Origin of the sequence: Chryseobacterium sp. 22532 (genome assembly GCF_052044665.1) — a bacterium.
Taxonomy (GTDB): Bacteria; Bacteroidota; Bacteroidia; order Flavobacteriales; family Weeksellaceae; genus Chryseobacterium; species Chryseobacterium lathyri.
Genome location: NZ_JBQENJ010000008.1, coordinates 115480 through 124813, shown reverse-complemented (window position 1 = coordinate 124813; position 9334 = coordinate 115480). Strand labels below are relative to the sequence as shown.

7 protein-coding genes and 1 pseudogene are annotated in these 9334 nt (G+C 30.6%); 7 read left to right on the top strand and 1 reads right to left on the bottom strand.

From position 1 onward, the window contains the following. A pseudogene (locus ACTJIV_RS19465) lies at positions 1-871 on the bottom strand (T9SS type A sorting domain-containing protein); the annotation flags it as partial. A 358-nt stretch (positions 872-1229) separates the two neighbouring features. On the opposite strand from ACTJIV_RS19465, the gene ACTJIV_RS19460 reads away from it, so the two are divergent. From ACTJIV_RS19460 to ACTJIV_RS19430, 7 genes are all read left to right on the top strand, one after another. Then, positions 1230-1484: a helix-turn-helix domain-containing protein gene (locus ACTJIV_RS19460; protein ID WP_111959044.1), complete on the top strand. Its 255-nt coding sequence runs from the start codon at positions 1230-1232 to the stop codon at positions 1482-1484. A 491-nt stretch (positions 1485-1975) separates the two neighbouring features. Further along, entirely contained in the window at positions 1976-2311 is a 336-nt protein-coding gene (locus tag ACTJIV_RS19455; RefSeq protein WP_440629190.1) for a hypothetical protein, read from the top strand. Between the two features lie 2 nt (positions 2312-2313). Next, the gene (locus tag ACTJIV_RS19450) at positions 2314-3102 is read left to right on the top strand and encodes a hypothetical protein (RefSeq protein ID WP_440629189.1); all 789 of its coding nucleotides are present in this window, start codon (positions 2314-2316) and stop codon (positions 3100-3102) included. Positions 3103-3458: 356 nt separating this feature from the next. Beyond that, positions 3459-5009, top strand: a complete 1551-nt coding sequence (locus ACTJIV_RS19445; protein WP_440629188.1) for an N-6 DNA methylase — start codon at positions 3459-3461, stop codon at positions 5007-5009. After that, positions 5002-6402: a restriction endonuclease subunit S gene (locus ACTJIV_RS19440; protein WP_440629187.1), complete on the top strand. Its 1401-nt coding sequence runs from the start codon at positions 5002-5004 to the stop codon at positions 6400-6402. The genes ACTJIV_RS19445 and ACTJIV_RS19440 overlap by 8 nt, the downstream gene beginning before the upstream one ends. Continuing rightward, positions 6402-8168 carry a restriction system-associated AAA family ATPase gene (locus ACTJIV_RS19435; RefSeq protein ID WP_440629186.1) on the top strand — a complete coding sequence of 589 codons (1767 nt, stop codon included), beginning with the start codon at positions 6402-6404 and terminating at the stop codon, positions 8166-8168. Before ACTJIV_RS19440 ends, ACTJIV_RS19435 begins: the two co-directional genes overlap by 1 nt. Then, the gene (locus ACTJIV_RS19430) at positions 8168-9181 is read left to right on the top strand and encodes a hypothetical protein (RefSeq protein ID WP_440629185.1); all 1014 of its coding nucleotides are present in this window, start codon (positions 8168-8170) and stop codon (positions 9179-9181) included. The genes ACTJIV_RS19435 and ACTJIV_RS19430 overlap by 1 nt, the downstream gene beginning before the upstream one ends. Positions 9182-9334 lie beyond the last annotated feature (153 nt).

The window sequence follows — 9334 nt, the reverse complement described above, 5'->3', positions numbered from 1 at the left end:
TGGATTCGCCGCCAATTAAATAGCCTGAAGCAGTTAAGGCGAGTGTTCTTAAATGGTCATCTGCTTTGCCCCCAAAATTCTTTTCCCATTCTGTTTTTCCTGTTTTATCAAGCTTGATCACCCAGTAATCTCCTTCTCCAAAGTTTTCGGTTTTCTTTGAACCGCCTGTAGTACTTCTGGAATAGATTCCTAGCAAGGCTCCACCATCTTTCGTTGGAATCATTTTCTCTACTTCATCAAGACCTTTTCCTCCTAAAACTGATTGAGATAGTTCTTTTCCGTCCTTATCAAGTTTTACAATCAAAACATCTTTTGAACCATATCCTTTGGATGAATTCTGAATATTTCCGACTACGAAAAATCCCAAATCAGTGGTCTGGATAACCGATCTGGCTTCTTCATCAGAAGAAGTTCCTAAAGTTTTCTGCCAGAGTTCATCTCCGAATTCATTGAGGCGTATGAGCCAAATATCAGATCCGCCTTTGGAGTCTTCTTTTTTATCAAGACCTTTCCCTGAATATGAGGTACCAGAAATCAAAAATCCACCATCTTGTGTAGAAACGGTTGCGGAAAGATAGTCGTGGTTATTTCCTGAAATGTATTTTTCCCAAACTTCTTCTCCTTGCTGGTTCAGTTTTATCGCATGAAAATCGTAGCCGTTATTTTGTTTCTGGTTTGAGGTTCCTGAGCTTATTGAAGGGTTGGATTGAATTGAGCTTCCCGTGATCAGATACTGTTGATCTATTGTTGTGGTAACCTGGCTTAGAAAATCCTGCGTAGAGGATTTGATGTCTTTCTGCCATAATACTTCCTGGGCCGACAGACCTAGGATTGTGCACATCGTAAATGCACTCATGTAGAGTTTTTTCATCTATTTGTTATTTTATGCGCAAATTTAAAATTATATTTTAATCTCAGTATGGGGAAAACCATATATTTTAATTAGTTATTTTACGGTCGGTTATTTAACCGGATAAATAATATCTCATCATAAGTGTGGTTTAAATGTTATTATTCTATTCTTCTTACTGTAACAAAAATATCATGAGACGACAAAGTGTGTCGTATTATATAAATGCATAATTAATTAATTTGTAATGACAAAAATAAAAATGAGTCCCCAATAATTATTGTGGATTACCATAAGTAATATTATTTTCCTACAAATATATAAATTGTAGTAATATAAGGTTACATAAATGTAGTACTTTATATTTCACTTTGTATAAGTGAAAATAATAGACGAAAATAAAATTACTGAATTAAAAGCCAGAATTCCTGTTGATGTCGGCAATCAGATTAGAAAGTTCCGTGAGAAAAAGAAACTTTCTCAGACTGAACTAGCTGAATTGATAGGGAAGGACAGACAATATCTCTATAAAATAGAAAAAGGGAAAGTAACATCAAATGTTTTCACAATTGCTCTTATAGCTTCTGCCCTAGACATTTCATTGGCTGATTTGGTGGAAGAAATAAAACTTTAGGCGGGAAATGATAAGTGAGGCCTAAATTACTAAGTAAGTTTAATTTTAGTAAAAATTTTATTACTATCTGGTATAATTTATAAGAATATTTTTTGCCAAGGAGCAATACCAGTTCAGGACTATTCTTTTTTGTAATCTAAAAGCATTCAATAAAACTATCTTAAATTTCAAATAAATACAATTGCATTTTATTTATACAAGTAGGCTTGTTTGGGAAGGTATGTAAGGTTTGTATCTAAATAGCATTATATATTCACAAACTGACGTCTGTCTTTGAAAGGTCGAAAATTCAAAAGTACAACAGGATAAAGTTTAGCAAAATGTTCAGGCTAGGGCTTGGGCATTGCTTTACTTTGTTGTACGGGGCTTCGACCCCCTCAAAGACAGGTAGAGATAATGTCTCAAGCCTGTTTTATTTTCATACATCATTACGGGTTTCAGTAAGGAATATTAAAAAAAGAATTATAAAATTGAATATTAAGCCCCTAACTATGAAAAAAATCAAAATTATTTTATTGTGTTTTTTAACATTAATAACTACTGCCTGTAATCAATCCACAAATCATAAATATGACGGCTCGTATTCTATGAATATTCAGATGTTTGGAATGGCTAATTCTAAAAAAGATTTGATTATTAATGGAAACAAAATTAAATACATTGATGAAATTTGGAATTGTAGACAATATGATGATAAGGTGGATGTTGAAAACGGAAAAATAATATTTACATATGTTGATGGAGATTTAGTTGTAAATGTTCCAACGTTAGGTAAAGTTCGATATGTAAGGATTTCAGGAGATAATGATCTAACAAAAAATAATTAACAATGAAAAAAATAGTCCTGTTTTTTATTTTAGCAATGTTGTTATCGTGTAAATCTGAAAGTTCCTTAGATGGAATTTACGAATATATATCAAGCAAAGGAAATAACGGAAATCTTTATGAAAGTGGATGTTCTATTGTCGGTTATATTGAATTAAAAAATGGATATTATTATAATGGAGTAACTAAATCATCGCAAAGATTTCCGTTTAAAGTTGAAAATGATAAAATTATCATTGATAACCCAGATGGAGGACAGTTGATTATTGATATAATTGATGAAAATACAATTGGATTAATGGGATGCTTATTTCGGAAAAAAGAAAATGAAACACAGCCTGTAGAAGATACCAATGAAAACACTACTAAAAAAGAGAATGATAAGAGCATTAATATTTCAAATACAAAAACAGAAGAAACTTCATTGAATTCTCTAAGAAAATTTAATGGAGAATACTCTTATGATGTAAAACTTTTAAGTAATCCTATTTTAAAAAAAAGATTAATAAGCTTAATTGGAAAGAAAAGATATGAGTATATGAAAACTACGTGGGCAGTTGAAGGAGGGATTATGGTCGAAAATGACATTTTAGAAGCTGGAGGTTGTGAGGCTCATAATTGTGATATGACTAATTTCATTATAATAGTAGATTTGAAAAAAGATGTTCTATATGTTGGCTATATGGTAGAAGAAGAAATAAAAAAGTTTGGAGAAAAGGATGGTTTTCCCAAACAACTATTGCAGTGGGAACAGAACAATATTAAAAATAAAAACAAATTGTTCTCAAATTAGTTGAAAAGATATAAAATTGTTTGATTCTATGCTAATTATGGAAAGTCTTCTTTTTAAAAGAAGACTTTTTAGTTAATTTTGGTAAAACTCAATATATGACAATTAAAGAATTCTATTCTCAATTAAAAACCGCAGATAACTTAATGGGTAATCATTTACATAATAAATTATCAACTGTATTACGAAATATAATTCCATTAGTTAAAAATTCGGAACAAAAGAAAGAGTTAAAAAACTTTTAATTTATCATCATGTTCTTTAGAGCAAGATGATCAGTACTTTAGGATTGAGACTGGTTATTCTCTCGGCAAAGTCAAACAGATAATGCTATATTTGTATTCACTTTTAAAAATTATATGCTTAATTCAAATATAAAAAATAAAATTAGTAGTTTATGGGATATGTTCTGGGCAGCTGGGATAGCGAATCCAATAACAGCTTTAGAACAAATATCTTATTTGCTTTTTATGAGGAGAGCAGAGGATGTAGGTTTAGTGCAAGAAGATTTATATAAATGGTCTTTTTATACTCAATATCCAGATATTGATTTGCCAAAAACAATGGCTGATATATTTGAAACTCTTAAAACTCTTAACAATAAACATGAACCCTTTACAAAGGCAATGGAGGGGTCTAAATTTGAGATTACTAAACCATCTCTACTAAGAGCTGCGATTGACATTATTAATGAAATATATGCTGAAGCAGAAAAGGAGAGGACTGAGGGACAGTATTTTCAAGATACTTTGGGGGATTTTTATGAATTAATTTTGTCTCAAACAGGAGAAGCTGGAAAGAATGGACAGTTTAGAACCCCAAGACATCTGATCCACTTTATGTGTGAGTTGTTAAAACCCACATTAGATGATAAAATTTGTGATGTAACTTGTGGGACATCTGGTTTTTTAGTGGGGGCTTATCAATACATTATTACACAAAACTCAAGTGGTGATATTGAGCAAGTAGATGCTGATGGTTTTAAAGTTAAGACTTCAGCAAGTGATATACCTGAGGGTTCATCTAAAGCCACAAAATTAACTACGAAAACTTTTTATGGCTATGACATTGATACAACAATGATTCGTTTAGGAATGATGAACTTAATGATGCATAATATAAAAGAACCACATATTAAACACATTGATTCACTTTCACAACAATTTGACGTGGAAGAGAAAGGAATCCAATATACTAAAATACTTGCGAACCCACCATTTACAGGAAGAATTGATAGCGTTGATGTAAGTTTGGAACTTAATAGAGTGTACCCTCCTAAGTATGATAAAGATGGTAACAGAAAGGCACAAAATATTCAATCAGAACTTTTATTTTTAGAGAGAATAATACAATTATTAAAAAAAGATGGAAAAGCTGCAGTGGTAGTTCCTGAGGGAGTTCTTTTTGGGGGTAATAATGCGTACAAAAAACTGCGAGAGATCTTATTAAAAGATTGTATTGTAGATGGTGTTATTTCTCTTCCTAGCGGAGCTTTTAAGCCATATACGGGTGTTAAAACTTCAATTTTAATTTTCACAAAGAAAGGTTTTAAACGTAAAACCTTTGCTACTAAAAATGTATGGTTTTATGAATTAGAAACAGACGGGTATAGTTTAGATGATAACCGTAAAAAGCTTCGTGACAATCCATTACCTGAGGCTGTTGACTTTTTTGATATAAAAGATTGTGAAAAAAATCAAAGTACACAGGAGCGTAAAAAACATTTTTGTGTATCATTACAAGAAATTCAAAAGAATGATTTTGATCTGAGCTTTAATCGCTACAAAGATTTTGATTATGAAGAGCAGTATTATGATCCACCTCAAGAAATACTTAACGCTATCCTAGCTTTAGAAGATGAAATAAAAACAGATTTAGAAGAGCTTAAAGAATTAATTGGTAATGGATAAATTTAAACTAAAAAATATTCTGAATTGGCTGCCAAAATCTACATTTAAGGCTGGTGAAGGTATTGAGCAAGGTAAGTTTCCTTTTTTTACATCAAGTCAATTTCAATCGAAGTGGTCTGATGAAGCACTTTATGAAGGAGAGTGCTTAATTTTTGGGACAGGTGGAAATCCAAGTATTCATTATTTCAATGGAAAATTTGCTACTTCTACAGATTGTATAGTTACCCAAATAAGATCTCATAATGATAAAATAAATATTAAATATGTATATTATTTTTTAAAAGCCAATTCAGGAATATTAGAAAAAGGATTTAAAGGTGCCGCAATTAAACACATCTCAAAAAGTTACTTAGAGAATATAGAAGTTCATATTCCTAATTTTGAAGAGCAAAATCGTATTGTTACAATTTTAGATAAAATTGATAAGATAATAGATATTCGAAAAAAAACAATTCAAATTTTAGATAATATACTTTTATCTTATTATCATAGTCAATTCGGCTCTAAAAACATTGGATATAAAACATGGAAGACAATTGAACTTCAAGATTATAGGAAGGAAATAAAAGGAAGTATGAGAACAGGTCCTTTTGGAAGTTCTTTAACTCATGATAAATTCATGGAGCAAGGAGAAGTTGCTGTGCTTGGAATTGATAATGTAGTTGATAATGTATTTAGATGGGGTAAAAAGCGATTTATTTCTAATGAAGATTACCAAAAATTAAAAAGCAATCGAGTTTTTGGAAGGGATGTTTTGATATCTATAATGGGAACTGTAGGCAGGTCAGCTGTGGTTCCTGAAGATATTGGAGTTGCAATTAATACAAAGCATTTGGTTGCGATTACTCTGGACGAAAATAGATGTAACCCTTATTATCTATCATACACATTTCATTCTAATCCTTATGTTGCACAACAATTATTGGCAAGAAGTAGAGGTGCTATAATGGAAGGGCTTAATTTAAGTATCATAAAACAAATAAAAATAAAAGATGCCCCAGTAGATTTACAGAATAAATTTGAAATTAAATATAAAGCTATACAAGTAATAAAAAATAAAATGTTAGATTCCTCTTTTCTAATTGAAAATTTTTTAAAGAGTTTGTTTATTCAACATTTAAGTCCTCGAAAGTTGATAGATGTAGAAATTCAATTGGAAACTTTACTTAATGCTATCAATTTAAATCTACCAAATGAAGAGAATGATATAATAGAAATAGTGCAAGATCTAGCTTACCGTCAAACATTGTTAGAAAAGTTGGCAACTCAAAATTTTTCTGATATAATGCAATATGACAAGGCGAAATATGTGGCTTTCAGGCTACTTAAAGAATATCCTGAAAAAGTTAATCATGAGTACGATCATATAAAGAAAAAACTAATAATGTCATAATGAAACTTTTATCATTGAAAATTGGACAAATGGAGGATAGTTTTCGAAGTCTTTATCAGGGCTTTGAGATTAATTTCCATTCTTTGTCAGATATTCCAGCTATGGAAGAGTTTCGTCCCTTTTGTTTTGCTGGATTAAATGGCAGTGGTAAATCTAATGTATTAGAGGCATTGGCGAATATTTTTTATCATTTGGAAATCTGCGTAGCTCGGTATCTACCAGACAGTATAAGAAATAAAACAAATTTTAGGAGAGAGATTTGTAACCCAGATGCATTTGTATTAGAATATTTAATTGGTCAACATAATGGAAGTATTTATGATCTGGATAACTTCCATAAAGTAAAAATTTCAAAAGAGGTTGATCAAGAACCTTTAATGACTATAAAAGAATTTCCTTTTGATAGTACAAAAGAAGAAATCCTAATTTCGTTAATACCAAATCTAGAGACAGAAGAGGCAGCTCCTGGTAAGTCTTATCTCCCAGACCACGTTATTGGATATTCATCTGGTGAAAATGAAATATTAAGTTTGCCCTTTATAAAGGCACGTTTAGTACATCTTGATGAATTCAAACAATATACCAAAGAGGGGGTAGCTCGATACGAAGAACCCGAGAATGGCTTAATATATATTGATAATGCAATGAGCCAAGCGGTTTTACTATCATGTCTATTGTTGGAAAATCAAGAGGCTCTAAAACAGTTAAGGAAAGAAGTTGGTATTGAATGCTTAGAAAGCTTTAGGATGCACATTAATTTGAAAAACTTTAAGTATCAATTAAAAAGTGGCAAAATAGAGGAAAAACCGATATTGACAATCTTAGAAAATGAACAATTAATCAAATTTAAACATTGTGCTACTTCATGGTTTTTAGATAACGAATATTTAGTTTTGGATTTTTATGTTGGAAAAGATGATGATACAGGAAGTAATCCAACTAAAGAAGCGTTTAGAATTCATTTTGAAGATTCGTCCTTTAAATTATTTCAGGCGATTAGGTTGTTGTATGAGTTAAATAACCATTTTTTGGATGATACTACGAAGGAAGAAGTATATCGATCACAGGGTTTTTACACAGATGGTAAGATTCCTACAGGTGGTCCAAAAGATGATGTGTTTCATTTTCTAGATTTTATAATAGTAAAAAAATTGAAAGATTCTGGAGAGGAAAAATCGCTATTACTTAGAAATTTTTCAGATGGTGAACACCAATTGTTACATACGATGGGAATTTGTTTATTGCTTAAGGATAAACGTGCTCTTTTATTATTAGATGAACCAGAAACACATTTTAATCCATCATGGAGAGCAAAGTTTATTAAGATGCTTAATGATAGTATCACAGATGGTAATAAAAAAAAGTATTCTAATGGAGGATTTAATGTTCATTATCTAAAGGATATTCTTCTTACTTCGCATTCTCCGTTTGTTATTTCCGATTGTTTACCTAATAATGTTATCTTCTTTGATAAAGGTGATCATACTCAGAGATTAACGGTTAAAAAAGCCTCTGAAATGGGGATAAACACTTATGGTGCTGGAGTAGATTTTATTTTAGAAAAAATGTTTCATTTTGATCAATCTATTGGAGATAAAAGTTTATCAGAGTTAAAGTTAGATTATAGTAATATTAAGACTGAAAAAGATATTATATCTGCAAAGGATGTAATTAGTAGATTAGGAGAGTCTATAGAAAAAGATTTAGTACTTGCAAAGCTTAATCAGATCAATAGAAATATTAACAGTGAAAAGAAATCAGATTAATGCTTAGAGTTTATAAGCCTATAAATGATGATATTTTTAAGCTGCAAGATTACTTGGAGTATTTAGTTTGTGAAATTTGGTGTGGTAAACAAACAAAAAAATGCGAAGATTATTTGGATGTAAATCTGAGACCATTATACTTAAAATATGAATGGTTTAGGGACGATATACAGTCTATCTACGCCGAATGTAAAAAACTTAGTGTAAAAAATAAAAGGATTATTATTAAAACTTTTACAGATCTTAAAAATATTAGTGATGTGTGTGGTGGTTTTACTGTTCCTCTCAAAGTTAAACAACTACCCGATATTGTAGAAAAAATGATGAAACCATTTTTTATAAAATGTTATGAGAGTTTATTAGATAGATCATTAGTGCCTGGTGATAAACACAAATACTACAATAACCTTATTAAACAAAATAAAATTAAATTTTGTCCTTGTTGCGGTTACTCGTCTTTTGAAAGCGCAGATAGTAATTATATGGAAGCTTATGATCATTATCTACCCAAATCAATTTATCCATTTGCTAGCGTTAATTTTTTAAATCTTGTACCATTATGTATGCATTGTAATTCGTATAGAAAAAGTACAAAGGATCCTATTGAGGGAGGAAGGAAAGCTTTTTATCCATTTAATATTAATCCCGATTTACATCGAGTAGAGGTTGAAGTCAAATTTTCTCACATTATCGTAAAAGACTTTCAAAATTTTGAGAAAAATGAATTAGAGGTAGATCTGATAGGAGATAAAGAGAAATGTATTACATGGGACGATATATTTGATATAAAGAGTAGATATAATGATGAGGTGAGGAGCTTTACAAAGGCATTGTTGAGATTAATGAAAAAAAAGTTTGAAAGAGAGTCATTAAAATCCTATATACAGATTTTAGATGAAGAAATAGATGATTTTGAGGACGACAAATACTCTGACAGAAAGTTTTTAAAAATCGCTTTTTTAAATGAAGTCAAAAATTGCAAGGATATTACTGATGTTTATGCTATCAAATAACAGTTAATAAAACACTTTGTTGATTATACGCTTAAACCCACCTACATCCACAGCACTCGACACAACTCCAATATTTTTATAAATAGCTGATATAAAGTAAATATAACTCCATCTAATGCCACATAAATACACTGGGGACATTACAGGTGGGAC